Below are 25,871 nucleotides of genomic sequence, written 5' to 3' on the forward strand. Positions count from 1 at the left end.
CGATTCGTGCCGGCAGCGGCCTTGCTGTGCCGGTCCCCGGATACGGAGACCGGCTATGTCGATCTCACGCGTCTATTGGCGGCCGAGCAGTTCGGCGCCTGCGCCTAGTGCCGGTCCGACGGTCGGATCGATCGTCTCCGGTTTCTTGGCGATCAGCGTCTGGGTGGTCAGAATCAACCCCGCAACCGATGCCGCATTGCGCACCGCGCTGTAGCTGACCTTTACCGGATCGATGATGCCGGCCTCGACGAGATTGACGAATGCGCCGCTACGCGCGTCGAGACCCATGCCGGGTTCTGCCCGCACCGCTTCACTTACGATGGCCGCGCCGTCGAGGCCGCAATTCGTCGCGATGTGAAAGAGCGGCTTCGCCAACGCACGCTGCAAGAGCCGTGCGCCTTGCTGCACGCTGCCGTGGCTACGCGCGATGACGCCCTCCAGTTCCGACGAGACCCGCAACAGGGCCATGCCGCCGCCCGGCACGACGCCTTCGGCAATCGCTGCGCGCGCCGCGTGGATGGCATCGTCGATCAGATGCAGTCGACGTTTCTGTTCGACCGGCGTCGCGCCACCCGCGAGAATCAGCGCGGTGCCGCCCGACAGTTTTGCAAGGCGCACCTGAAACTTGTCGCGCTCAACGTTTTCCGGCGCCATCTCATACTGGCGCGCCACCTGCTGACGACGCGCCGCTACCGCCGACGGATCGCCCCCGCCGGCCGTGATGATGGTCTGGTTCGACGAAATGCGCACCTGCCGCGCGCTGCCGAGGTCGCGCAATTCAGTGGCTTCCAGCTTTCCGCCCAGGTCGCGGGCAACGACCTTGCCGCCTGTGACGATTGCGATGTCCTCGAGCATCGCCTTGCGCCAGTGTCCGTACTCCGGTGGATGAATCGCGGCGACAGGCATGCCGCCGTTGTCGCGCCATGCGAGCAGCGTCATGACGCAGGCCGGCGCCACCTCCTCGGCAATGATCAGCAGCGGACGTTTACTCCGGCTCGCCAATGCCTGAAGCGCTGCGACTTCTTCCTGCGATTGCAGCCGCTGGTCGGTCATCAGAATGAGCGGGTTATCCAGCACCACCTGCATTCTCTCGATGTCCGTCACCATATGGTGTGACAGGTAGCCGCGATCGAAAGCCATCCCGTCTACCACTTCCAGACGGGTTTCGACGGTGGTGCCGTATTCCACATCGACAATCCCATCGGCGCCCACCCGCTCCAATGCTTCGGCCACCAGCTTGCCGGTGAATTCGTCGTTGGCTGCCACCACCGCCACGGCGCGCACTTCGTCACCGCTGCGCAGAGGCGTCGCAGCGCGTTTGAGCGCGTCGATTGCTTCGTTGACGGCCAGTTCCAGACCTTGCACCAGTTCGACCGGATTGGCGCCTTGCGCGAGGCAAGCGAGCCCGTCCTGGACCAGTGCGTCGGCCAGAACGGTCGCGGTGGTCGTGCCGTCCCCGGCCACTTCATTGGTCTGCTTGGACACTTCGCGGACGACTTGCGCACCGATATTCTCGAATGGATCTTCGAGTTCGATCTCGTTGGCAATGCTGACACCGTCGCGCGAAATGATCGGCGTGCCGATTGGCCGGTCGATGATCGCGTTCATTCCACGTGGGCCGAGCGTGCCTCGCACTGCCTTGGCCAGTTTCGCAACGCCTCGACCTAGCGCCATACGCGCGTCGTCGTCATGCAGCATGATATTCGGCATGATCCTGCTCCTCCTGATCCGGTTAGTTCGGATTGATGTTTTTTACTCTGCTGCGCCGCGTGTCTCTCGCGGTGGCGCGAACGTGCCTCCGGGCTTCGAACCGCCAGTGCGGACGAAATGCACCGGTTTGATCTCGACCGCTGACGCCGGAGTGCAGCTTTCGCCATAGCGGGCAGCCAGAAGACCGCGGCATAACGCGCCGTTGAATTCGGCATTGACGCCGACCCTTCGCAACGCGCGCAGGTAGGCACCCAGCCCGTCAGGATTCAGCGGCGCACCTTCCGTGTCGATAAAAGCCGGTTCATCCGTCTGCTCAGCTTCGTCGATACAGCGCCCCACTACAAAACGGCGCTCGCGATATCGCGCGACCAGGCGCTGGGTTTTCCCGTCGTCGTCCGTGCTTGTGCTTGCGAGCGCAGACAGCTGCGCCATGTTCAAGCGCACCAGCATCGCAGGCTCGTTGCCTTGCGCCAGCAGCCAGCTTAAAAGCGCTTCCTGCCGCCGCTGAAAAGCCTTGACGAGAAAAATGCGCCGCACGTCCTCCACTTCGCCATTCGCTTCGTTGCCGAAGGTTTGCTGGAACGACCGTCCGGCGGCTACACCTCGATTGATCTCGGCGGCATACATATGCTCGTCGAGTGTGATCGTGATGTCTGTCACCCATTGCAAGGCCGCTATCGCCTGTCGCATGTCGTCCGCCATCAGGTAGGCGAAGTTAGCCGCACACCAGTAGGTCGGCAGGCGGAAACCGATCGATACAGAGCCGCCGTCGACCTCCACCGCGGTGACGAAACCCAACTCCGTCACCGACTCATCGAGCTCCGGGTCGTCGACCGCCGCCAGCCGGGACCAGACCTCGGCGACCCGGTCGGCAGCGCTCCTCGACACGACGACAGCCGGTGTTTGCACAGCGCGCGCGGTGCTCATGCGCCGACCGCTGCCGGTTGCCGGACGTCCTCCAGCAGCGCCTTTTGCGCCTCGATGTCGATGCCGTACAACCGCGCAGCATTGAGCCCAAGGATCTTTTTCTTGGCCGTCAGCGACAACTGCACGCCGGTTTCCTTGCTCACCGACTCGGGCAGTTCGAAGGCCATGAACTTCTCGATCAGCCATTTCGGCGTCCAGATGCCATAGTCGCTGCCGTAGAGGATCTTGTCTTCGCCGATCCAGAACAGCAGTTCCGAGATCACATGCGCGAAGTACTCAGGCCGGGTATGGATGAACGGCAGCACCACGGCGAGACCACCGTAGACATTCGTCTCCTGGGTCGCGATCCAGCAGAAATCGTCAAGTCGTGGCAAGCCGCAGTGCTCGACGATGAAATTCAGGTTCTGAAAGCTGGTGGCGGCATCGTCAACATCGGCCACGTCGAACGCGTCGCGATTCAGCGGCAGAATCGTCGGTCCCTTGTGGACGTGGATGTTCTTGATGCCCAGCTTCTCGCAGCGTTCGAAATAACGCTGCACGCCGGGGTCCGACAGCTTGTAGCCCTTGCTGTCGCCGCGCCACTCCGCCGTGTAAAGCTTGACGCCCTGAATCTTGTAGAGGGACGCAAGCTCCTCGAGACGATCGAGTCCGGCTTCCCCATCGCGCGGATCGAATGCGCCGTTGACGATAAAGCGGTGCGGATACTTCTGCTTGAGCACGTAGTTGGCTTCGGTCGTGTTGAAGCCGTTCTTGTAGAAGTCCGTCAGATAGGTTGGCTGACAGATCGCCATGTCGTCGTAACCCGTGACGAACAGGTCGTTGTACATGGCTTCTTCGCCGTACTTGTCGAACTTCTCCTTCGGCCACAAATACTCCTTGGGGCTCAGGTTCGAGTGATACGCGTAGAAGCAGTCAATGAATTGCTGACCGTGCACGTTTTTAAGGTTGGCCTTGCTGCCGTCCCATAGATGAACGTGTCCGTCGATGACGAAGATTTCTTCACCGTCCGTGGTTCGATACATGGCATTCGTCTCCTTGGTTGCATGGGCGGCCCGTAGCCCTTTGAGGACACGCGGCCGCCTGATTAGCTGGCGGGGTGTTCGCTCACTCGTAAGCCATCGCATCGTCCATATTGCCGAACAGCACCACCGTCTCGTCGTCGATCATCACCATCCGCCCGTAGTGGGTCGAGGTGGAGATTTCGAACAGATGCGGCGTCATCTCGCGACCGAGCACTTCGCTGATCTCGCCCATCTTGAACTCGATCTTGCCCTGCCCGTCGATACGGATCATCGCGGGCAGATAGGTCACCGTGATGCCCGGCTTGGCGGACATCAGTTCGGCAATCGCCCGGGCCTCGACGCTGTCGTTCATCGTCACGCCGCATTGATGCGAAATGGTCTGTTCGAAGCGGACGTCCTTCATCGACTTGAAAATATTGTCGGTATGCACTGACATTGCGTACTCCTCTTCGCGGTTGGTTCGATGGGTTCGAGAAGCGCTCAGGCGCGGATCGACGACGGAAAGTGAACGCCGATTTCTCTCGCGATCATCTCCGCCCGCTCTATGGAACTGTTCAGACAGTCGTTGAACTGGGCCGTCTTCACGTGCGGAATCGACCAGATCGGCTGCAACTGTTTTGCTGCCGCCGAGGCCAGCGCACCGTGTTTTTCCAGCCACTCGCCGAACAGCTTGCGATTGGCTTCGCCGTGTTGCGGGTCGTTGGCGAGCATATGGAACAGTTCGACGGCATTGGCCAGATTGCGCTCATAGTCGCCTTCCGCCGCGGACACGACGGTCGGAGTCAGAAAATCGTTTTGCGAGGCGGCGACCTGCATGATGAATCCGCTGCGAAACAGATCTGCCACGAGCGGCTCGAATACGATGTTCACGGCGAAGTACTTCTCGAGAAAATCGGTGGCGCCGCCGATGGTCTCTATCGCCCGGCGCGTGTCCTGCCAGATTGGGTCGGTGAGCCAATGCTGCTTGCCGGCATCGAGGTCGAGGTTGGGCAGGTCCAACGCGATCTCGCCTAAATAAAGCGTCAGGTCCTGAGCAAAGCGCAGCTTGTACGACGCGTTCGTGAGGATGGCGCTATTGATCATCTGGGTGTAGCCGTAGCGCTGCGCATGCATCGTGGCCGTGCCCAAGCCGAACTCCGCATGCTTGTATGCGCCCAGATGCTGTTCCAGCACCTTGATCCAGGTTTTATCGAAGCGCTTTACCGCACCCGAGCGCCGCGCGTTCTGGATCGCGCCGGTGATCATGCCGACAATGGTCGACTGACGCTGGTAATGGGTGCGCTCCCACTCTTCGTCCACCGCGCGGAACCGATGCCAGTCCGAGCTTTTGGCCGCCGTCCAGGTTTTCGAATACGTTGGCGTGCCGTCAGCGAATTCAAGAATCCAGTCTTGCAGCAGATACCGATTCGGGTCCGGCTGTACATCCACTGTCATGTCTTCGTAGTGGCTCGCCTTGCGTCCCTTCGGCTCGAAGTAGTTGTACTTGCGGCTGTCCCAGCCGGAAAACTGGGCCGCGCCGGCCGCGCCCGACTTCACTGGCGACTGCTCTGCCAACGTACTCATGTTAGTCCTCCATCGTGTTTCGGTTATAGGCACTTCGAATAGGCGTGTTGCCAGATTCGGTCAGCGAACCGCCTGCGTAAACTTGTCGAAATAGAGCCGCTCTGGCGCGACACCCGCCATCTGAAGAACCGGCATCACCGCCTCGATCATCGGGGTGGGACCGCATGTGTAGGCGTCGATCTCGCCAGCGAGCGCCTCTTCGCGCAAGGTGCGGCTGAGCACCTCGTGGATGAAGCCGGTCTCACCCATCCAGCCGTCATCTGGTTCGGCATTCGAGAGCGCCGGAATAAAGCGGAAATCCGGCAGCTTTTGTTCCAGCTCCTCGAACTCGTCGAGATAGAACAGATCGCGACGGCTGCGCGCGCCGTAGAAAAAACGGATCGGTCGCTCTTCGCCGCTTTGCACGTGGTCGCTGAGGATCGACCACAGCGGCGACATGCCCGACCCTCCGCCCACCAGAATCATCGGTCCGGGTTGGTCCTCACGACGAAAACAGGTGCCGTACGGCCCCTTCGCGATCAGCCTGTCGCCCGGGCTCAGACCACCGTCAAGTTGCGACGAAAACGCGCCATTGGGATACTTCTTGATGATGAATTTCAGCGTCGATTCGCCGTCAGGCGTATTCGCCATCGAGAAAGATCGCGTGATGCCCGCGCCCGGAATCGTCAGGTCGACATACTGTCCGGCCCAAAAGCGCAACGGCCTCGACAACCTCACTTCCAGCAGCCTGATGTCGTGCGTGAGCGCGGTGATCTTCGTGAGCGTCGCATCATATTCGCTCACCGCGATCGAGCGGCGCATCAGGTCTTCGTCATAATTCAGTAGCTCGACGGTCAGATCGCTATAGGCGAGCGTGCGGCAAAGCAGGATGTGGCCGGATTCGCGTTCGTAGTCGGGCAGCGCGAACGTCGAGTACTTCTTGAGTTCGACATCGCCTTCGATCAACAGCGACTTGCAGCTGCTGCACTGCCCCTCCTTGCATCCATGCATCACCGCAATGCCCTGGCGAAACGCTGCATCGAGCACTGTCTCGCCTTCCGCCACCGACATCTGCACACCGACCGGCTCGAAGGAAACGGTATGGAATACTTTGTCGTCGCCTGTGTCCGTCATCTCGTGCCTCGTCTCTTGCGTGTCGCTCATCTTGTGCTCCTGATCCGTCCGGCGGCGATATAGGCGCCGCCGGATCGGATAGCTTCGTCAATTCACCGGATTGATCTTGAAGCCGGCGCGATACTCGGCAATGTGTTTCTCGCGCTGCTCCGGTGTCATGGCGCGCAGCAGCACGATCGGGCTCTGGATCGTGTTGCCGCGCACGTGGTCGAGCGTCCACATCTGCTTGTCGTCAAAGCGCAGATGGGGCTGCGGCACGAGCGTCTTGCCGTCGCTGCGCACAAAGCCGAGATCCTTGATGCAATCAGCCAGATCCCAGCCGTGGTAGCACTCTTCCCATTGGCGGCGTCCGCTGAAGCGGCCCATAGCCGGGGTCGGTCTGCCCTCGTATTCCGGCGCGAACGCCACCTTATGCGTCCAGCGGCACAACTCCGAGCAATACGTATACAGTTGGCCGTCGACCTCATCCACCACGAAGTCTTCACGGATCAGACAGGGCACCAGACAGCTCCAGCAACGGTGCGGATACACGTAACCGTTTTCCTGATCGAACAGCATGTTGGTTTCGCCCGGCACGCTCTTCTTCGCGTACCACTTCCAGAAGTCGCCGAATTCGGCGTACCAGCCAGGGTACTTGTGTTCGAACCATTCGAAGTCTTTTTCAGTCTGCGCTTCGATGCGCCAGAAATTGACGGGCCAGCCCACGGAGAAGAACTGTGCGACCTTGTGGACATAGTTCTGCTTGACAATGCGGTCCCAGGCGGCGGCGACGTCGTCGTGGTGAATCTTGATGCCGTACTTTTCCAGCGGCAGCATGTAGGTGCGGTAGTAATCCTCGTAGATCCACCGGTGCCACAACTCGGCGTACGATTCCTTGTTCTTGTCGCGGTCCGTGGTGCCGTACTCGATGAAGGTGCCAATAGCGGCATCGACGATCGCGTGGTTCTGCCAGAACGCATAGCGCAGGTCGCGCTCGAGCAGCAGATGGTTGTCCGGATCGTTGATGATCGACATCACCAGCGAGTGACCATTGCCGATGTGGCGGCTTTCGTCCGACTGCACCGAAAGGAACACGGTCGGCAACGCGTAGTCGCCGTTGCGGGCGGCTTCCGATGGCATCGCGACAAACAGCGTGTTCGTGAAGGCCGTTTCGGCCACCACCTGCAGGAACACGTTAGCGGCCGTAACCGCATCGCCGGTGAGGAAGCCCTCGGCGAACTGACGGCCGATCGTGGTGGCATAGCACTTGCCAAATGCGGCTTCAGTAATATCGAACCCGGCCGGATCGATATAGTTTTCCATGTACCACTTTTTCAGGTTCATCTGGATCGTGGAGTGCCGGAACTCGTCGACCATCTGCATCGTAAAGCCGGTGCGTAGCTCTTCTCCCGGTGCGAGCCGGCCGAGCATCGCCATCGAACGCGCCGCAGAAATCTCGGGGAACGGAATGATGGCGAGGAACAGCTTCATCCATTCGACCCAGCGGGGCTGGACGTTGCGGAACATGTCGCCGCGCAATGCCGCGTCGAGTGCGCCGTAGACGCGGTTGTCCTTTTCCTCCTGCATCGGAAAATAAGAGCGCAGCACCTGTTTCATCGGGTCGCGTGGCGCCTTGCTGATCTTGTAGTCCGTCGGGAAGGTCATGGCCTCCTGGACGTAACTCGGAGTCCAACCGAGATCGGCAACGCGGCGTGCCGCTTCGCCAATGCTGATCCCGCGCTGGGACGTGATCTTGTTGAGCGTTAATCCATCAGACATTGAGCTCTCCTAGTTCCATTTCGATAACTGTCGCAATGCGACGCTTCGGGCAGGGCCGGCTACCGCCAGGACCAGAGTCAACAACACGGGCGGGCCGTCTCGTTGGCAAGCGAAAAGTTCGGGAGAAGGAACGGAAGGACAAGCCTGTTGGGCCGGTCTTCATTGATCGTGTCTCCTGCTGTTTTCGGCTCGCGTTTTGTGACGTCGACGCTTCCGGTTTGACCTGCACTGATAGAGCGATAAGCGTGCCAGAAGGAATTCTTTATTCCGCATCAAGCCTGGTAACGAGCACGGGCTTTTGCCGGAAATTCTTGCAGTGCGCCATGTTGTGTTCTGCGACAACTCCGCCTCACGACGCTGTCCGATATTGGGACGTTTGGATCGGGTGGCGGGCGCTGAATCGATCGTCTATATTATTTCGGATACCATATTTTCAGTGATGGCTAACGGGGTGAACCGTGGCGCGCTGCTACGTCGCAACGCTGCCGTGGCTTTCACCCGTAAGAATCACGCTTCGGGCAGCGCCGTCGGGCTCTTTTCCTTCGGCGACAAAGCGTGCCGTAAGAATTAGCGCGCCCAGCGCGAAGTCCTTGCCGTACGCTTCGATCATCTCGTCCGCCACGGCGCCAAGGCGCTCGAAGAACTGCTCTTTGGGTGTGTGTCCGTTATGCATGTTTGTCTCCGTTTTGACATGTGATGGAAGCACTGCCCGTTTATCCGCGGCGTCCGAAGCGGAACAACTCGTCGGGCAGAAACACCAGCGCCAACTCGCCCGCCTCGGTTCCCAGAGCGAGCCGCCCACCGTCCGGCGACCAGGCCATCGCGCTGACCGCACTGTTGCCGGAATCCTTGATAAACAAAATGTCGCTACTGCCTGGCTGACACAGCAACACCGCACCGCTGTGATAACCCACTGCAATCAGCGGATGAGCCGGATGGCAGGCCACCTGGCTTACCGGCGCCTTGCCGAGAACGCCGCATTCGTGTGGTTCGTCGTTCGCGCCGGGCGGATCGAAGCGCCAGCACACTGCGCGCATGCCGCCGCTGGTGGCGAGAAAGCGGCCGTCAGCGGAAAACGATAGCGAGCGCGGCTGGCCGGGATAGCCGCCCATCTCGATGTCCGCGCCGTCGGGCAGCCGCCAGCCATGCAGCGCATTCTCTTCCATACCGCTCACGAGATAGCGGCCATCAGGGCTCCACGCCACGTTGCGGTGATAGCCCGGCCACGCAAGCTGACGCTCCCGGAGCGTGTCGGCTGCCCACAGCGTGACGCCACCATGATGCGAGATCGCCAGTTGTGTACCAGTTGGGTCGAAAGCCAGCGATGTCGCCGATCCGGGCAGCATCAGGCAGGCAGGTTTGGCCCCAAGCCAATGAACCCGGCGACCGCTTGCATAGACTCGACCACCCGCCTGGCTGGCGGCCACGCGGTCGATCCATGCGCCGGCTTCATGCGCGACGAGTTCGCTCGTGCCATCGAGCCGCAGATGAACGAGACGGCCATCATCACCACCGCTCAAGAAGCCGCCCGCAGGGTCGGCGGCAAGGGCCAGGCACGTGCCCTCATGCACCCTGAAGCGCGCGAGCGGCGCGGGTGGTGCCTGCGCCTGTACGACCTCGACGCCGCCGCTCTCGCGTGGTTTGAGTCGAGGGCCACCGTCCCAGACACCCGTGGCGAGCGCAAGCGTGCCGTCACCGAGGGCGAACCCGGCAGATTGCCCCGCCGCGTCCCACACCACTTCGACGACGGACGCGTCGGTGACCCAACATGCCCCGAGCAATTCGATCAGAACGGGAGGCGCGTTCATGAGTCGATCTCGCAGTACCGGATGCTCTCCCGCAACTCGCGCCGGTCGAGATTGCGGCCGATAAACACGAGGCGGCTGTCACGGTGTTCGCCGGCGAGCCAGGGCCGGTCGAAATCCGTATCCATCGTCATGTGCACGCCCTGAAACACGAAGCGACGCTCCGATCCGGCGAGATCGACAATCCCTTTTGCACGCAACAGGTTCTGGCCTTGCTCGACCACCAACTGCTGCAGCCAGGAGAGGAAGCGCGTGCGTTCGAGCGGGCGCTCGACACGCAGCGATACACTGTCGATACCGTGACTATGGCGACCCTGTTTGACGGGGGCGCCTGCACGAAGCGGCACGTAGTGGTAAGTCCGCTCGCCGCGTGATGATTCACCGCCCTCACCCGCCGATGTGGCAAGCGCCATGCGCTTGAGATCGAACGCGCCGCGATCGAGCAGCGCGGCAAGCGGTATTTCGCAGCGCACACTGGTCCGCCATTCCACGGTCGGGTTGATGCGCCGCACGGCGTCCTGAACCGAAGCGAGACCGGCCGGATCGACGAGGTCGATCTTGTTGATCAGTACGATGTCGGCCTGCGCGAGTTGCTCCGCGGCCTCGCGGCTGTCTGCGAGGCGCGCCTGCAAATGCGCGGCATCGGCCACGCAGATTACGCTGTCGAGCCGCGTGCGCTGCCGGATCTCATCATCGATAAAGAAGGTTTGCACCACCGGCGCGGGGTCAGCCAGACCGGAGGTTTCGATCAGGATCCCGTCAAAGCCGTCCTTACGCTTGACCAGCGCCGCCACCACGCGAATCAGATCACCGCGCACCTTGCAACAGACACAGCCGTTGTTCAATTCGATGACCTCGTCTTCCGCGCCGACGACGAGACCACCGTCAATGCCGATCGCGCCGAACTCGTTGACGATCACCGCATAACGCCGGCCGTGCTGCTCGCGCAGAATGCGATTGAGCAGCGTGGTTTTGCCAGCGCCGAGAAAGCCGGTGAGCACCGTAACCGGAATCCGATTCATTGCCAGCCCCCTTGTGTCTCAGACGAAGCTCGACTGTCCAGTTGAGCCAGCTCGTTCGCAAGCCGCTCCCGCTCGGATTCGATCGCCCGCAACGCGCTTTCGGCCTCGCCGAGGCGCTCGCGCAATTGCTCGATATGCGACGTTCCTTCTGGCGACACACCGTCGCGCTGCTCGCAAGCCAGTGCGCACGCCAGTTCGATCTCCGCGCCCGCGCGTCTGCTTTCTCCGCGCAAGTGGTGGGAATTGACTTCGGTCAGTGCAATAACCAGACGCATGCGCTCGAAAAGCGCGGCTGCATCACGTTCCACAGTCACGGCGATCTCCACGTTGAGGTGCGCCCGTCGAGGCGACTACGGAATCAACACCGCCCGGCCTTTGACCTTGCCGTGGTGCAGATCCTTGAGCGCCTGGTTCGCCTCGCTCAGACGGTATTCGCGGGTTGACAGATGGACGAGGCCACGGTCGGCGAGCGCCATCAGTTCGACGAGTTCGGGATACGTGCCGACCAGGTTGCCGACGATCGTCTTCTCGCTGGTGATCATGTCGATGGTCGGCAACTCGATCTTTCCGCCATAGCCAACGATGTAATAGAAGCCCGCGTTGCGCGTCATGGCGAGGCCCTTCGCGATTGCGTCGCCTTCGCCGACAAAATCGATTACCGCTTCGGCGCCGTTGCCGCCCGTCAGTTCGAGTACGCGCTCCACTTCATCACCGTCGCCCTTGACCGTGTGATGCGCGCCGCAATCCTTCGCAAGCTGCAGCGCGACCTCGGAGCGGTCGACTACGATGATTTCAGCCGCGCAAAGCGCGTTCAAAACCTGAATACCGATGTGCCCCAGACCACCGGCGCCGATCACGACGGCAAACTGACCGGGGAGCAAATGGCGCGACGCTTTTTTCGCAGCGCGGTACGCGGTCAAGCCGGCGTCCGTATACGGTGCGACGTCCTTCGGCGCGAGCGATTTCGGCAACTGGATCAGCGAGCGTTCGCCCGTCGCCAGATATTGCGCGTAGCCGCCGTTGGCATTGATGCCGGGAAACCGGCTCTCCGTGGCGTGCATATCGTCGCCACGACGGCAGGCGAGGCAATGTCCGCTCGTCACGAGGGGATGGCAGATGACCGGGTCGCCCACCTTGACACTCTCCACCCCGCGGCCCACTTCTTCGACCCAGCCGGCGTTTTCGTGGCCCATGATGTAGGGCAACGTCACATCGACCTTGCTGCGCCAGATGCCTTCCACGACGTGCAGATCGGTGCGGCACACACCGGCGCCGCCAATCCGGACGATGACATCAGTGGGTCGCTCGATCTTCGGATCGTCGACATCTTCGTAGCGCACGAATTCTTCACGAGTCAATGACTCGTCGTACTGATGCAGCACGGCAGCTTTCACTTTTGTCTCCTCCGTTTATGTATGGCCGGCAAATGCACGAACCATACGAGCGGCGCTTTTGCGCGGGGCCGACACAGACTAGGCAATGTCCATGCCAAAGGAGAAGGAAGCGATCGCGCCTCCCTAAGAAGGCGCGTGAGCATGGGAAGCGGTGTTATCCGCAGCGACCAGATGGCTCGCGTGCTGGAGCACTGTCGCAAAATCGGACGCTTAGTGTGGGTGGGGATCGGCGGCTTGTCCGAAAATGGGACGCATCGGGCATGAAGGTTTGCTGACGCCGCGCGGAATTTCGAATTGCCAGAAGCGAGACATCATCGCCGGCTACCTGCGTGCCTGCGCTCTTGCCCGACATACCCGACGTCGTCTCGCCTGTTTTTGCATTCTCGAAACGCGAAGTACCACGATGTCTGATCCGCCTGGTTTCAGGATGTGGGAATGCCCAGTTCCCTGCCTCGTCTCGGCGACGCGACCGCTAAGTCAAGGCAATTCCAGGCGAATTTCCGAGCTCGATGTCGCGATGCATCGAAGCCGGCATCGTGACCGATAAGGTGCCGCAGACTGCGACGCGGTCTTCGGCGAAGTGGCTGGTCAGTGTGACGCCCTTCGCCTTAAGGCGCTCACCCATTACTAAGTCCACTCACGAAGCGCCGCGGTGTCAGTTCCTTGAACGGAAAGCTAAACCGCCAAGTTGCACTGAATAACGCGGAGGACCCATGCGGCGAAGCTATAAAGCGGAAATGGTATTGTGAGATTTTTCACAGACTTCGCCCATTAACGCCAGAATGCTGCGTTTTTTTATTTGATTGGCGGATTTAACCGAACAGACCGGCGGATTCAACTGAGGTATAACGCATCAACTTAGCTCTTGCGCGCCAAACATATGAATCGATCGTCGGATGAGAAATCGCTCGAAGGAACTTCCTTCCGACAAGAAGGCTTTTCTATGATTCCGGCAAACTGGAGCGTCGCTGATTTTTAACTACCCATCGCCATTTTCCTCTGGAGAATGTTCCACCAGACGATTAAACAGCCGGGGCGCGATCCATTGCGGCATCGCGCCACCGACTAAACAATCACATCACCCGATGCGCGCGTTGGTGACCGTCACCGTCGGGCCGCCCTTGTCCCAGTCTTCCAGGCTCATCGCGCGTTTCCAGACCGGATTGGCGCTGGTAATCGATCCGTTCACGACGTAGCCGTTCAGATGGAGGCCCTGAACGTTGAACGAGCCGCCGGGACTGCCCGTATCCGTATGACCGGTAATGCTGATGCTGACCGTCTTGTTGACCGGACCTGGCAAGAAACCGAAATAAATGAGAATCCCGCCACCGGCGCAATTATTCGTCGTCGGGCTGACGATGCGAATGTTTTCAAACACGGCGGTATTATCATTCGGTTCGATATCAAGACCGCATCCGGGTTGCGTTCCTCCGATATTTTCCCAAAGCGGAGTATTGAACGTAATCCCGCTACCACTAATAATCGATACACCCTGGCGACGGCATCCGGTCGCATGGTGAGAATTGACCGTAATGTTTTTGCTGTAGGAACTACTCTGCCTATCGCTATTATTGATATAAATTCCGTCGCCCCAGCAATTAATCGTGGTCGGGGACGTAATGGTGCAATTCGTCGCGCCATTAATCGAAATCCCCATTCCCCATTCCCCCGACTTCGCCGAATTCAATTCCTTGCTGCCGTCGAGATACGGGCTTTCGAGCGTGACGTTGCTTACGTCCGCCAATCGAAGAATTTCATAAGTGTCGGTATTATGCGGGAGCAACTTGATCGAAGCGCCGCTTGCAAATCGCACATGGCTATTGGTACGCAGATCGAGACCGGCCGAATCGATCCGGCTCTTTCCGGTAATCAGCAGAATCTGCCCGATGGAGCCGTCGATGGCGCGCTGAAGCGCGGCGCGATCGTTGGTCGTTCCATCACCCTTTACGCCGAAAGACGTGTCGAGAAGAACGCCATCGGTGTTTGACGGCGTGCTCGCTGGCGTGCTCGGCGCAGCCGGCGTGCTCGCGCCGGCCGGGGAACTGGCGCCGCTCGGGGAACTGGCGCCGCGCGGATTCGAGGCACCGCCGCCGTGCCGGCCTCTGTTCGCTACCGCGTCGACATTGGCGGGATCGCTGCCGCCGCCGCATGCGGCGAGCACAAGTGCACCGCTGCCGGCCAATAACGATGTCAGAAATTTACGACGGACCGCGAGTTGAGTGTCAGAAACTGAGAGTGTTGCAGCTGGTGTATTCTTAATCATTCAAGTCGTTCCAACTATGCCGGCGCGATCGAAAAGCCAAAACCCAAGCAGACGACCTCGACCGCACAGGCGTTTAAAGGGAAATTAAGCGAGATAACGGGCGCAAAAAGCCCGAACGCTTACATACGCACTACCCCGCGTATTCGGCGATGCGAATACGCGAAGGTGCGAGCGAATTCCCGAAGAAATCTCCGCTTAAAGCAAAGAGAACTTCAGGATTGGTAAAGCAGGGTCTTCCGGAAGGTATCGCCAGACCTGCATTTCGATGACGCAAAGCGCCGATGAGAGCAGAAGAATAGCTAGACGGTAAAATATTACCGTCTTTTAACAATCGTATCAGATTACCAAAGTCAGTTCTACGTCACACTTGTTACAACATGTACGTCATATCATCATACTTTTTACCAAACACGGAACAAATTTCCTGAACATCCCCATTTGTATGGATGTCAATACCGATGATTTTGGATGTTGATTTTAAACGTATGAAGAATAATCGGGTACACGCATTGTGTCAGTTAAATCTGATTTTAACCGTATGAGTAATTTGGTTGAAAGAAAATAATTGAAGAGAGATTGCGCCTGAAACTCCTGGGTTCCAGGCGCATGGGAAGCGCGGCGACTCACACTGCTCTCGCAATTCTCGGCAAGCGCCGATCAGTCTGCGCGCGAGCATATTCGCGACCGTCGCGAGGTTCGACGACGAGACAGGTATGTGCGCCGTCGACGTTCTTCACCATCAGGCCCAGCCGGGGGAAGATCGGCGATCACGTCCGGCACGAATGCAGCCGGAAATCGATTGGAACTGCGGCCGCTTGATGTGTGAGCACAGCGCATCGAGTGCGAACTGTTCGCCGGGTTCGACTCCCGCGTCCTCGCTCATGCTCAGATATTCCGAACTCATGCCGAAACGGTCGCGCGCTCATCGGCGACGAGCCGCTATAGCGGTCAACGCCGACGACTCCTCCGGCGCGATCTCCCGACCGAGAAGGCTTTGCGCGTAATTCAACTCGAGCTTGGGAAGAAGCGCGCAAAACGCTCGCCGGTGTGAAGACCTCAAGCGCCGCGCCAAAGCGCGACATGCGTGTCTGAGCGACTCGCTCCGATATGTTGTGAAACAAAGGTTCGCGCGCGTACATGCGCACGCCTCCCCTGAAGAAGTTCTCGCGATTCGTCCGCGCACCCGTATTGGAACAACGCGTCATAGCGTATTTATCTTTCGTCCGGCTGGCACCGGCGAACAGTCGCATTCCAACAATGCCCCGTACTTGACGATGAGCTCCGCTCCCTCGCATACAGATTACTGCGCCGGGCAACAATGCTATGTGCGAACTCCCACAGTCCCGAGTGGCATCACGATAAAGCGCGCGGGTTACGGGTAAAGCCTCAATCGACTCTTCGAAAGAGATATGCGTAGTCCTCGGCCGCGTCCCCGAGCACTCGTTGAAAATACAACCTTTCCATCCACCGTGGAGCTTTAGCGCCACACGGTGGCAACTGCTTGCAGCGCGATCGCATCGATGCCCTGTGTCCAGGTCAACTTCGTTCCCTGCTTCTGCAGTGTTGTTTAGCGCACCGAACTCATTTCTAAAGAGCGATCCAATCGATCGAAATGCTCAAAACAAAAAAGAGGCTCGACACTCATGCGCTACGAGACAAGAACATTGCGCGGCGAAGTTGCAAAAGAGGCTGCAACATCCGCTCTTTGCCACCCGGCCATAACAGGCGACGATAACCAAGCCGGTCGAGGTAACCCATGAGGCCGATCGCATTCGGTGGACGCTTTGGATGGCTTCATCCTGGGCATGGCACACATGGCGTGGTGATCTGCAGTCCTTTTGGCCATGAAGAGCCGTGGTGCCACAAGGGCATCCGTTACCTCGCCGAAGAGCTGTCCGCGTACGGCATTCCCGTGCTGCGCTTCGACTATCTGGCAACGGGAGACTCCGTAGGCGTCGACGGCAATGCCCATCACCTCGATGCCTTCGTGTCCGATACCGTAGCGGCCGTCGAGCGGCTCAAGGAACAAACCGGTGTGACGAGCGTGACGCTCTGCGGTTTGCGTTTCGGTGCGGCCGTGGCAGCATTGGCGTCGCGTCGATGCGCGGCCGACTCGCTCGTGTTGCTCGCGCCTGTCACGCGCGGGCGCGCCTATCTGCGCGAACTGGCGGCAGTGCGCAAGGTCTGGCTCGACAATCTCGTCCCGCCCTTGCGTGCCGCGCAGCGCGACAGGCCGTTTAACGTGCTCGGACAGGTTTACAGCGACCGGCTTTGCGGTGAACTGGAAGCGCTCGATCTCTCGAAGTCAATGGACGAGCACGCTTCGTTGCCCGCACGCGTTCTCGTGCTCGATGCACGTTTCCGCGCTAGCGCCGCACTGTGTTCGACGCTGCGCGGACGCGGCGTCGAGGTCGAAACGAGCATGCTGGAAGGCTACTTCGAATATGTGGATGAGACGAAGTCGTCGGTCGTGCCGGCTCGCTCGTTTGACCGGGCCGTGCAGTGGATCGTGGACGGCGCCCCGGGCACGCGCGTCCAAAGGTCGGGGAACAAAGGCGCACGGCCGAGCGTATCACTCGACGACGAAGCGATCATCGAAACGCCCGAAGCCCGCGAGCACCCGGTCATCTTCGGCGCCAACGGCCTGTTCGGCATCCTGTGCGAACCGCGCGGCAGGCTCGCGTTCGGGCCCGTCATGCTGATCACCAATACCGCCGGCAGCGTGCATCACGGCGATAGCCGGCTGTCGGTTCGCATCGCGCGTGAAATGGCTCGGCGCGGCATCGCATCCATGCGTATCGATGCGCGCGGCATCGGCGACAGTCCGCCGCGCACCGCACAAGGGCCGCTCGATCTGGTTCCGTCGATTCATGCATCCACAACCATCGAGGATGTCGCGACGGCAGCCGCCTGGCTCAAGCGCAAGGGCTATCACACGGTCATCTCGTTCGGGATCTGCTCGGGCGCCTACAGCGCCTTGCACGCATCGCTCGTGGAGCCGACGCTCACGGCCGTCATCGCGGTCAATATCGCGCGCTTTTACATACCCCCAGGCATGTCGATGGCGGAGTTGGAGGAGGAGCAGCGCAACTCGATGAAGCGTGTCGGGCCTGCGATATTCAAGCCGTCCAAGTGGTGGCTCGTCCTGAGCGGAAAGCGCAAGTTCCGGCCCATCGCGCAGGCCGTCGCTTCGAACCTGATCGCGCGCCTGCGTTCGCATACGCTGGGCGTGACCGGCAACGGTGCCGGCGCGGCCGAAGCCGCTACGGACCCGCATAGCGTCGTTCATGCGCTCGAACGCAAAGGCGTGCAGACTCTCTTCATCTACGGTTCAGGCGACGAAGGGATGGAGCAGTTCAACGCGCATTTCGGCAAACGCGGAAAGAAGCTGGCGCGCTTTTCGAATGTCAAGGCGGTTGTTTATGACGAGCTCGATCACGCGCTTTTCGATCCGCGAGCATCGGCGAAGGTCATTGCGCTAAGCGAGGCGTTCATCAAGGATCTGCACGAGAAGGCGGTGGCGCCCAAGGTCGTCGATCCGGTGTTGGCCATGTCGCAGCAGCGTGGGCAAGAAGCCGGAGCTCGGGCATCCGACGATGGCTCAAGACAGGCTCCGTCTGTCTTGACCCGCGCTCCACTACGGAGAAGGTGGTGAAAACGATTTGTGCGGGTGCCTTTGCAAGCGGTGTTGGTAATAATCATCGTGCTGGCCGATATGACTCACTATGTCGCGTGCGGCACCGTATCCCGCGCATTGTGGAAAGGCACATGATCCATCGGTCTGACCGATTCTCACACGTCGAGCCCTTCGCTTTGCGCGTCTCCAGCCGAAAACTTCAATTGGCGCACCTTGTGATACAGCGTCTTTTTCGGCATTCCCAGTTCCGCGCTGGCCTCAGCAATGTTTCCATTGTGCCGGCGCAGCATATCTTCGATCAGCATGTGCTCAAAATGCGCAAGTTGCTCCGCAAGCGTTCCGCTTTTGATTCGCTGACTGCCGTTCGGCAACAGACAATCGCCGCCGAGACCCAGCACGAATCGGTCTGCGACGTTCTGCAGTTCCCGCACATTGCCCGGCCACTGGTGCGACATCAGCTCGGAGACCTGCGATGCCGACACAATCGGAGCGGACTGCCCGAAACGAACCGCGGCAGCGAGTACAAAGTGCTCGAATAGCAGCGGTACGTCTTCACGACGTTCGCGCAAAGGCGGCAATTCGATCTGCGCGACGTTCAGCCGATACAGCAAGTCGGCCCGGAAACGTCCATCTGTCGAAAGCTCGGCGAGATCCGCCTTCGACGCAGCCACGATCCGGCAATCGACGGCGATCTCCTCGTTTGCGCCCAGCCGTTCAATTCGGCGTTCCTGCAGTACTCGCAGCATCTTGATCTGCAGGGCGATGGGCATGGTTTCGATCTCATCGAGAAAGAGCGTGCCGCCGTTGGCCCATTCGATTTTGCCAATGCGATTCTTGATCGCACCCGTGAACGCGCCGGCTTCATGACCGAATAACTCACTTTCGAATAGCTGCTCCGGGAGACCGCCGCAATTGAGCGCAACGAAATGATGATCGCGGCGGCCGCCGAAATCGTGCAGCCCGCGCGCGATCAGTTCCTTGCCCGTGCCAGTTTCTCCCGTAATCAGCACCGACACAGATGTATCCGCGAGCCGCAGGATCTTCCTACGAACCTCGACGATCGCGGGTGACTTGCCGAGCACAAGGCCTTCTATGCCTTTCCAGTTTCGCAGCGCCGCGCGCAAGCCCTGTACTTCGAGCGTCAGACGGCGCTTCTCGACGGCGCGCGCCACTCGACTCGCGATGTGGTCCGACGAGAAAGGCTTTTCAATGAAGTCATAGGCGCCCGTTCGCATCGCACCCACCGCGGTCGCGATGTCCGCGTGCCCGCTGATCAGTACCACCGGGATCTGCGCATCGACCGCGAGGACGCGTTCGAGCAACTTCAGGCCGTCGATGCCCGGCATCCGAACGTCGGACACGATCACCACCGGCGCTCCCGGCGTGGCCTCCGCCAGCGCCTCAGCCGCAGCCGCATAAGCCCGCACAGGAAATCCCGCCAGGGCAACCGCCTGCTCGACGCCGAGACGAACGTTCTCATCGTCCTCGACTACAACAACGCAAATCTCATCGCCCATTTGCTGTCTCCTGTGCCGTCGTCTCGGAGAATTCAATCGTGAATTGTGCACCGCCGTCGGGTCGATTGGCGGCGAAGATTCGCGCCCCAAAGCCGTTGACAAGACGGGAGGTGATAGCGAGTCCGAGTCCCAAGCCGTGCCCTCGCGGCTTCGTGGTAACGAATGGTTCGAACAGATGCGACAGAACTTCTGGCGCGATGCCGGGGCCACTGTCACTGACGCTGAAGAGCACGCGGCCCGGCTGCTCGTTTCTGGAAGCTTCAATGGAAATAATACGCTCGGTCTGGCCGGCGACTGCATCGAGCGCATTGCCGAGCAGGTTGACGATCACCTGCTGCAACTGGCTCGGCTCCGCGCATATCGTCGTGCCGGCCGGGATGAGGACGTCTAGTTGCACGTGTTCGTCGCGAATTCGCGCTTCGTAGATCAGCACCGCATGCGTCACCGCCTCATTCAGTGACACGGCAACCCGTTCGAAATCAGGCTTGCGGGCGAAGGTCTTGAGTTCACTTGTCAGTACCGCCATGCTGTCGACCAGCCGCGAAATACGCTGCAGGTTTCCGATGGCAGGTGCAGGTTGATTGCGTTCGAAAAACGTGACTGCATTTTCGCAAAGCGTTTTGATGGCAACGAGCGGCTGGTTCAGTTCATGCGTCAAACCGGCCGCCATCTGTCCGAGCACGGCAAGCTTGCCCGCATGCACGACCTCCTGCTGCGAGTCCCGCAGAAGCTGCTCAGCGCGTGTGCGCTCGACGATCTCCTGCCGCATCCGCTCGTTGGCCTGCGTCAGTGCCGCCGTGCGCTCGCGAACCGTGATCTCCAGTCGATCATTGGCGCTGCGCAAGGTGTCCTGTGCCTTTAGTTTTTCCGCAATTGCGCGACGGCGCTGGATCGCATAGAGGCAATAAAGACCCACGATGAGGAAGGCCCCCGTGACGAACGCGAGCGCGATTTGCTGCTGGTGCCGCGCACCGGCGATGTCGAGCAGAACGAGGATCGAATCGCCGGCCTGCGGCGCGGTTCGCGACATCGCCAGATAGCGCCGCTCGTGGCCAGGGTGAGCCCAGTCGGGAAAGCGTGCAAACCACGCCGAGGTACCCCAATCATCGAGACGCCGATACGGCAGCGCTTCAACGCTGCGGCCCGCGTATTGCCGCGACGCCTGGATCCGGTGCTGCTGCTCAGCGGTAATCGGTCTAAGCGCGGTGAACTTCCACGCCGGAATCGTCGAAATGACAATTACGCCATTAGCGTCGATCACCATCGACGCTTCGCCCGGCGTCCTCCACGCGGATTCGAGCGCGTCGACGCTTACCTTGACTGCCGTCACACCGATCGGCCCACCCGCATCCCGCACCGCGCTCGCGAAATAAAGGCCGGGCATGCCGGTGTTGGTACCGATGCCGAAAAAGCGACCCGCGCCATGCGCGAGCGCGTCCTGGAAATACGGTCGATAGGACACGTTTGTGCCGACGAAGCTCTCTGGCCGATTCCAGTTGCTCGCGGCAATGACCAAGCCGTGCTGGTCGATCACATCCACGGCAACGCTGCCGGCCTCGTGATTCACTGCGTCGAGATAGGTATTCACCGTTTGTAGAAGTCCGGCCGCCGGGTCGGGCATCGCGCCCAACAATGCACGCACGCTTTCCTGTCGCGCGACGATGGCGGGCATCATCTCGTACCGGCCAAGTTCGCTTTTGAGGCTGGCGGCATACAAGTCGAGCCGGTGTGTGCCGATTTCCGCCAGCGCATTGATCGACCGGTCCCACGCGAACTCGACCGCGGCGGCAGCCACGCCGAAGTAAAGCGCGGCTGCCGCCACCAAGCCCCACAATGGAATGCCGTTTTTCCTCATGCTCAAAGTCGCCCCACCGGTCGCCCGATTGCAGAATGACTGCCGACTCCGACGTGCAGAGCGGCGTCCCGGCGGTCGCCAATAGCAATGATCATCCCATGTGCGCCAGCACGATCAACGTGATCGTGACGACGATCGCCCCGCCGATGCGGGTGGCGATCTGCGCAAACGGCATCAATTGCATGCGGTTGGCGGCTGTGAGGATGGCAACGTCACCGGTCCCGCCCTGCCCACTGTGACAGGCGTTCACGATCGCCGTGTCGATAGGGTACATCTTCAACATGCGTCCGACCACAAAGCCGGTCCCCATTAGCGTTGCCACTGTTGCGACGATGGTGATGATGTTGGCTAACGTGAACGCCGCCATCAGTTTGTCCCACGGCGTCATCGCCACGCCGATCGCGAACAGCAACGGATAGGTAACGGCCGTCGAGAAGAACTTGTAGACGACAAAGGCCCCTTCCTGCAACGGCGGCGACACTGCCCGGGCGAGCTTGACCAGCACTGCGAGAAACAACATGGCCACCGGCGCCGGCAGCCCGAACATGTTGCGACACATCAGCCCCAGCAGGTACAGCGTGATGGCGGTGATTCCCGCCGCTGCGATATGGGAGACGTCGACATGCCCGCGAATTTCCTCCTGCACCGGATCCATTTCGTCTTCCTCTCCGACTTGCAGACGGCCCTGACCCGTGAGATGCGGAAGGCGTTTTCCGACCATGTCGAGCGCCCCTGCAAAGATGATCGCGGTGAGACTGCCGAGCATTACGGGCGGCAGCACCTGGGCGAACAGCTCGCCCTGCGGCAGGTGAAGGATTTCCGAATAGCCGATCGACAACGGTATTGCGCCTTCGCCGATGCCGCCCGCCATGATCGGCACCACCACATAGAAGAACGTATGGCGTGCGCCGAGGCCAAGTGCCGTGCCGACCAGTGTCCCGACAATGCCTGCCGCGACCGAGCCGAGGGCGAGCGGAACGAAGATCTTGATGAAGCCCCGGATCAGCACGCGGCGGTCCATGCTCAGGATACTGCCCACGATGATCGACGCGATGAACAGATAGAGGAAGTTGGTCGACTTCGTGAAATCCGTCGTGAGCGTGAGGATCGGCTTGGGCAGCAAATGGTAGTAGGTCAGCGCCGAGGGGATGAAAGTTGCGAAGATTGCGGCAGCTCCAATGTTCCGGACGATCGGCAGGCGCTTGCCGATCTCCGCGCAGGTGAAACCAAAAAAGGCCAGCACGGCGATCGCCATCGAGATCTCACCCGGCACCTTTCCGGTGATCGCGAACCCCGCGATCAGCGCAAGCAGAATGACGTACACCGGCAGCGGAATAATACCGATCCGGTATTCCATCAGCTTCCACCAGCCCTCAGGCCAGAAGTGCGGCTTGATTTGGGGTTGCTGCGCCGGCGTCGGGTGTGATGTGTGTGAAGGGATGTGCACGAAGCGTCTCCTCGCGGTTGAAGACCGGTGCCGCATTGCAATAAGCGGTCGAATGCGGCCCGGTCTTTGTCTGATCAGTGGATGGTAGTGGCAGCCTTCAGCCCGTTCATGCGACGAATCGGACATTCGCCTGAGGCGTGCGAGTGTCGAGATTTCGTCCGCGATTCAGGTGGTCGTCGATCTCCGCGGCGCAGCCGATCATCCGGCCATACAGGAAGACAGTGAAGGCTGCGGTCTCGAGTGCTTCATTGGGGAAGTCGCCCGCGCGATGTCGCGCCCACAGCATCTTTAGCAGCACCGAAGCAATCACTGCATCGACGTTGACCGCGAACACGTTGCGTGTCACGTTCTCGTCGTAGAGCGCCTGCACCAGCTCCCGATAGTAGTGGTGGAATACGTTGTATTCGCCGCGGGCCTCGAAGCGCTGACGCACGAACACTTCACGTGGATCGACGTTGACGGGCTTGCCCTTGAACACCGGATGGTTGATGCAGGGCAGCGCGGTCGCTTGCTGTGCACCGACCTCCTTGCGCTGTGCCCGCTCCTCGCCATAGGCACGTGCGAATCCGGCGGCCATCGCCTTCAGGTCGATACCGTGCGCCGGGTCGCCGGGGTCGGACATCGCGATCTGCTCGAAGCGCTCGAGCAGGAAGGCCACACCCTCGAAGCCATTGCCGCCATGTGCGTAGCCCGCGTGCGTCAGAAAGCCAACCATTGCCTTGTTCAGTTGCACGCGCTCCGGCGTCTCGGGACCGTCCGCCGATACCGCGCCCTTCGCTCCCTGCGCGGAGATCGCCCCGGGTCCGTTAGTGAGCAGCAGGCCCACGAGTGTCTGGAATCCGAAGAGTTCGGCTTCGTCGGGCTTTCCCCCGATCAACGCGGCGCACGCAACATCGGTCAGTGAGCGTTGTCCTAGCACCTCGTCCATCGCGATACCGCAAAAACGCCCCACTTCATGTTGGCTTGCATCGACCGACGCGCCGATCAACGTTCCGAACAGGCGCATCCACCATGGCAGATTTTCGACGGTCATCCGCGATACGCGCTTACGCATCAACGGTCCCCACGCGAGCGTCGTGGTGATAGCAGCCAGCACGGCATCGGAGCTCGGATGCCCGTCGAGGCTCTGTAAATAGCGGATGAACACGGACTGCGCCTCTCTTTTCGTGAGACCCGCGAGCATCGCCGTGGCCTTTTCGTCAGGCGCATCGCACGTGAGCAACGTGCGCGCCTCGGCATCGGAATGCATCGACGTGACGTCGAAAGCTTCGTCAAGCGCATCACGCAAGCCCGCCGCGGTGCCGAGTTCGACCAGCGCCCGCGCGGCCCGGCGCGCGCCGTCCGCGCGACGCGGCCCGACAATGCTCGCCGCGGCCGCGAGTACGCTGTTTGGCGCGTTGCCCGCGGCGCGTGCGGCCTGCGCCGCTGCGAGCGTCGCGTCGCCAAGCAGATTGAGCTCGGCTCCGACCGCGACGCTGACAAGCCTGGCGTCGTTCACGCCTCCCGGCTCATGCAGCAGCGCGAGACAAAGGTTGCCCTCGAGTGAATACTGCGCGGCCTGCAGCACCGGAACGCCATGCAGGCTCGTCACCTGCGTGCCCGGGTCCATCTGCGATGCGCCGGAAGCGTCCTTCATGTTCTGGCGCGGAAACACGATGCCGACCTGCTGGTTCAGTGTGGCGATCTGCGCGTCGTACGGCGACAGCGCTGCGACAACGGGCAGGTCGAGCTCGGGCGGCATGGCAATGCCGTTCGACGAACGAAACCACGGTTTGAGCGCGAGACTTCCTTCCGGCTCGAAATCCGGCCGCGCGCCGTTTTCGCGCATTACCGCAGTCAGCGCGGCCGGGATGTAGGCGATGTTGGTCACCAGCGCGCCCTTTGCACTGCATACCGGATCGTCCGGTGTGAACGGCCGGTCGACGCCGAACTTCTCCATGAACCAGCGCTCCTTGGACGCCGCGTCGTCATTGCCGCCGGCCAATGCTCCCGCATGGCCGACGGCGCGCGTCAGCTTCTGCTTCCAGCGGCCGACCACACAAGCTACCACCGGTTTGCTGAATTCCGCTTCGAGCTCGTAATAGCCGCCCGGCTCCGAGTACAGGACGGCCGCCTTGCTGCGCGCGTCGTTGGCGAGCGCGAACGCGAACTCCGGCGCCGCAAAGTGGATATAGACGTCCTTGCCGCTCGACATGAGCGTGGTCGTCCCCCACCCGGCCATTCGCAGGTAGGTGGCGATCGTCGTGGTGAAGTTGCCCGAGTTGGAGAAGATCGCTATCGAACCTTTCTTCAGCGCCTCGTCGGGACTATCGCCGCCGAGCGCACCGCCGATGCGCACGCGGTTCCATGCATCGGCGATACCGAGGCTGTTGCCGCCAAAGATGTCGATGCCGTTTTGCTGCCCCATCGCCCGTATTTCGCGCGAATCATGCACAGAGAGTTTCTCGGTGACGATGAAGATCTTCTTGAGTTCGGGGTTGACGCGAATCAGTTCGGCCACGCCATCGCGTGCGGCGGATGGCGGCAAGTAGATCACCCCGCAATTGAAACGGTGGCCGTCCTGCAGCCCTTCCAGCACGCTGTTGTACACGGGGATATTGCCAAGCGAAGTCTCGAGCACCTGTCCGCGCCGCCCGGGCGATGTGCCGAAAACGACGTTGCCACCCGAGTACACGTGCCCCACCGGCGTGACCTGCCGCGACTCGCCGCCGAGTATGTTCAGCACGCACACGCGGTCCTCGCGGCTGGCCGCCTGCGCGAGCGAACTGATGCCGACGTAGTATTTGAAATCTCCTGCACCTTGCCTGTACATGGTCTTCCTCCAGATTGATCTATGCA

At 60.7% G+C, this 25,871-nt stretch carries 18 protein-coding genes; 1 reads left to right on the forward strand and 17 read right to left on the reverse strand.

Going from position 1 to position 25,871, the window contains the following annotated elements:
- Positions 1-72 precede the first annotated feature (72 nt).
- The 13 genes from P0D80_RS18485 to P0D80_RS18545 all read right to left on the reverse strand — a co-directional run bounded on the left by P0D80_RS18485 (position 73) and on the right by P0D80_RS18545 (position 14,577).
- Positions 73-1,710 carry a molecular chaperone GroEL gene (locus tag P0D80_RS18485; RefSeq protein ID WP_408285880.1) on the reverse strand — a complete coding sequence of 546 codons (1,638 nt, stop codon included), beginning with the start codon at positions 1,708-1,710 and terminating at the stop codon, positions 73-75.
- Between the two features lie 42 nt (positions 1,711-1,752).
- Positions 1,753-2,637, reverse strand: coding sequence for an iron-sulfur cluster assembly protein (locus tag P0D80_RS18490; protein ID WP_408285882.1), 885 nt, complete (start codon positions 2,635-2,637; stop codon positions 1,753-1,755).
- Positions 2,634-3,659, reverse strand: coding sequence for an amidohydrolase family protein (locus P0D80_RS18495; RefSeq protein ID WP_408285885.1), 1,026 nt, complete (start codon positions 3,657-3,659; stop codon positions 2,634-2,636). Before P0D80_RS18495 ends, P0D80_RS18490 begins: the two co-directional genes overlap by 4 nt.
- 82 nt (positions 3,660-3,741) lie before the next feature.
- Positions 3,742-4,095, reverse strand: coding sequence for an MmoB/DmpM family protein (locus P0D80_RS18500; RefSeq protein WP_018434416.1), 354 nt, complete (start codon positions 4,093-4,095; stop codon positions 3,742-3,744).
- 44 nt (positions 4,096-4,139) lie between these two features.
- Positions 4,140-5,222 (reverse strand): aromatic/alkene monooxygenase hydroxylase subunit beta, encoded by a 1,083-nt coding sequence (locus P0D80_RS18505; protein WP_408285887.1) that lies wholly within the window; start codon positions 5,220-5,222, stop codon positions 4,140-4,142.
- Positions 5,223-5,282: 60 nt separating this feature from the next.
- Positions 5,283-6,365, reverse strand: coding sequence for an NADH:ubiquinone reductase (Na(+)-transporting) subunit F (locus tag P0D80_RS18510; RefSeq protein ID WP_408285889.1), 1,083 nt, complete (start codon positions 6,363-6,365; stop codon positions 5,283-5,285).
- 57 nt (positions 6,366-6,422) lie between these two features.
- Positions 6,423-8,093, reverse strand: coding sequence for an aromatic/alkene/methane monooxygenase hydroxylase/oxygenase subunit alpha (locus tag P0D80_RS18515; protein WP_132377163.1), 1,671 nt, complete (start codon positions 8,091-8,093; stop codon positions 6,423-6,425).
- 469 nt (positions 8,094-8,562) lie between these two features.
- Entirely contained in the window at positions 8,563-8,766 is a 204-nt protein-coding gene (locus tag P0D80_RS18520) for a hypothetical protein (RefSeq protein ID WP_132377162.1), read from the reverse strand.
- 40 nt (positions 8,767-8,806) lie between these two features.
- Complete coding sequence (locus P0D80_RS18525) at positions 8,807-9,901, reverse strand: WD40 repeat domain-containing protein (protein WP_408285891.1); 1,095 nt, start codon at positions 9,899-9,901, stop codon at positions 8,807-8,809.
- Complete coding sequence (locus P0D80_RS18530; protein WP_408285893.1) at positions 9,898-10,920, reverse strand: CobW family GTP-binding protein; 1,023 nt, start codon at positions 10,918-10,920, stop codon at positions 9,898-9,900. Before P0D80_RS18530 ends, P0D80_RS18525 begins: the two co-directional genes overlap by 4 nt.
- Positions 10,917-11,234, reverse strand: a complete 318-nt coding sequence (locus tag P0D80_RS18535; RefSeq protein ID WP_408181353.1) for a hypothetical protein — start codon at positions 11,232-11,234, stop codon at positions 10,917-10,919. Before P0D80_RS18535 ends, P0D80_RS18530 begins: the two co-directional genes overlap by 4 nt.
- Before the next feature lie 36 nt (positions 11,235-11,270).
- Positions 11,271-12,314: an NAD(P)-dependent alcohol dehydrogenase gene (locus tag P0D80_RS18540; protein ID WP_408181352.1), complete on the reverse strand. Its 1,044-nt coding sequence runs from the start codon at positions 12,312-12,314 to the stop codon at positions 11,271-11,273.
- 1,078 nt (positions 12,315-13,392) lie between these two features.
- The gene (locus P0D80_RS18545) at positions 13,393-14,577 is read right to left on the reverse strand and encodes a hypothetical protein (protein ID WP_408181349.1); all 1,185 of its coding nucleotides are present in this window, start codon (positions 14,575-14,577) and stop codon (positions 13,393-13,395) included.
- 1,756 nt (positions 14,578-16,333) lie between these two features.
- On the opposite strand from P0D80_RS18545, the gene P0D80_RS18550 reads away from it, so the two are divergent.
- The gene (locus P0D80_RS18550; RefSeq protein WP_408285896.1) at positions 16,334-18,232 is read left to right on the forward strand and encodes a serine aminopeptidase domain-containing protein; all 1,899 of its coding nucleotides are present in this window, start codon (positions 16,334-16,336) and stop codon (positions 18,230-18,232) included.
- Positions 18,233-18,369: 137 nt separating this feature from the next.
- Here P0D80_RS18550 and P0D80_RS18555 read toward each other — a convergent pair whose 3' ends face one another.
- The 4 genes from P0D80_RS18555 to P0D80_RS18570 all read right to left on the reverse strand — a co-directional run bounded on the left by P0D80_RS18555 (position 18,370) and on the right by P0D80_RS18570 (position 25,845).
- On the reverse strand, positions 18,370-19,731 hold the full coding sequence (locus P0D80_RS18555; protein ID WP_408181346.1) for a sigma-54-dependent transcriptional regulator: 1,362 nt from the start codon (positions 19,729-19,731) through the stop codon (positions 18,370-18,372).
- Entirely contained in the window at positions 19,721-21,586 is a 1,866-nt protein-coding gene (locus P0D80_RS18560) for a sensor histidine kinase (RefSeq protein ID WP_408285897.1), read from the reverse strand. Before P0D80_RS18560 ends, P0D80_RS18555 begins: the two co-directional genes overlap by 11 nt.
- A 91-nt stretch (positions 21,587-21,677) precedes the next feature.
- Positions 21,678-23,069, reverse strand: a complete 1,392-nt coding sequence (locus P0D80_RS18565; protein ID WP_408285899.1) for a 2-hydroxycarboxylate transporter family protein — start codon at positions 23,067-23,069, stop codon at positions 21,678-21,680.
- A gap of 70 nt (positions 23,070-23,139) precedes the next feature.
- The gene (locus P0D80_RS18570) at positions 23,140-25,845 is read right to left on the reverse strand and encodes a CoA-binding protein (protein ID WP_408285901.1); all 2,706 of its coding nucleotides are present in this window, start codon (positions 25,843-25,845) and stop codon (positions 23,140-23,142) included.
- Between the last annotated feature and the right edge of the window lie 26 nt (positions 25,846-25,871).

This window comes from Paraburkholderia sp. RL17-373-BIF-A (assembly GCF_046030175.1).
Taxonomy (GTDB): Bacteria; Pseudomonadota; Gammaproteobacteria; order Burkholderiales; family Burkholderiaceae; genus Paraburkholderia.